Source organism: Massilia sp. CT11-108 (assembly GCF_047302915.1).
GTDB classification, from domain to species: domain Bacteria; phylum Pseudomonadota; class Gammaproteobacteria; order Burkholderiales; family Burkholderiaceae_D; genus Telluria; species Telluria orientalis.
In genome coordinates, this window is sequence record NZ_JBKYMO010000867.1 from 1 (window position 1) to 1,466 (window position 1,466).

1 protein-coding gene is annotated in these 1,466 nt (G+C 68.7%); it reads right to left on the bottom strand.

Translation table 11 applies throughout. From position 1 onward, the window contains the following. On the bottom strand, positions 1 to 1,466 hold a 1,466-nt coding region (mutS, locus tag ACEN88_RS31520; protein ID WP_413346073.1), incomplete at both ends, for a DNA mismatch repair protein MutS.

Sequence of the window (1,466 nt, forward strand, 5' to 3'; positions counted from 1 at the left end):
GCGTCGCCTTCGTCGCACGGCGCCGGCGCGAACAGGTCGAGCTGCGGCGTCGCATCGAGCGCCTGCGCTTCCAGCCGCGCCAGGTGCTTGCGCGCGGCGCGGATCACGCTGGGCGGCACGCCGGCCAGCTGTGCGACCTGCAGCCCGTAGCTCTGCGACGCCGGGCCGTCCTGCACGGCATGCAGGAACACGATGCTGTCCTTGTGCTCGACAGCCGACAGGTGCACGTTGGCCGCGCTCGGATGCTGTTCCGGCAGTTGCGTCAATTCGAAGTAGTGCGTGGCGAACAGCGTAAAACTGCGGCTCGTCTCGATCAGGTGGCGCGCGATCGCCCACGCGAGCGCGAGACCGTCGAACGTCGACGTGCCGCGGCCCACTTCATCCATCAGCACGAGCGAGTGCTCGGTCGCACCGTTCAGGATCGTGGCCGATTCCGTCATCTCCACCATGAACGTCGAGCGGCCATTGGCCAGGTCGTCGGACGCGCCGATGCGCGTGAAGATGCGGTCGATGGGACCGATCGTCGCGCTCGTCGCCGGCACGTAGCTGCCGACATAGGCCAGCAGCGTGATCAGCGCGACCTGGCGCATGAACGTCGATTTACCGCCCATGTTCGGGCCCGTGATCAGGAGCAGGCGGCGGTCGTCGGACAGCTTGCAGTCGTTCGCGATGAAGCGCTCGATCTGGTTCTCGACGACCGGATGGCGGCCCTCGACGATGGTGAGGCAGGGCTCCTCGGCCAGCTGCGGCATGCACCAGTTGTTGCGCACGGCGTGGGCGGCGAGGGCGGTGATCGTATCGAGCTGCGCGATGCCGGACGCGATGCGCTGCAGGCACACGATGTGCGGCGCGAGGTCGGCCAGCAGCAGCTCGTACAGCAGCTTTTCGCGCGCCAGCGCGCGATCCTGCGCGGATAAGGCTTTATCCTCGAACGCCTTCAGTTCCGGCGTGATGTAGCGTTCACAGTTCTTCAGCGTCTGGCGGCGGCGGTAATCGTCCGGCACCTTGTCGGCCTGGCCGTTCGTGACCTCGATGTAGAAGCCGTGCACGCGGTTGTACTCGACGCGCAGGTTGGCGATGCCGGTGCGCGCACGCTCGCGCGCTTCCAGGTCGACGAGGAACTGGCCCGCGTTTTCCGACAGCGCGCGCAGCTCGTCCAGCTCCGCGTCGAAGCCGCGCGCGAACACGCCGCCGTCGCGCACCATGGCGGCCGGCTCCGTCGCGATGGCACGCTGGAGCAGGTCCGCGCACGCCTCGGGCACGGCGATGGCATCGTGGATGTCGCGCAGCAGGCACGAGTCGCCGGGGATGAAGCAGCGCGCCACCTGCTCGCGCAGCGCGGGCAGCTGCTTCAGGCCGTCGCGCAGGCTCGCGAGGTCGCGCGGACGCGCCGTCAGCAGCGCGATGCGCGTCGTGATGCGTTCGATGTCGGGCACGTGCGCGAGCGTCGCGGCCAGGTCGTGCAT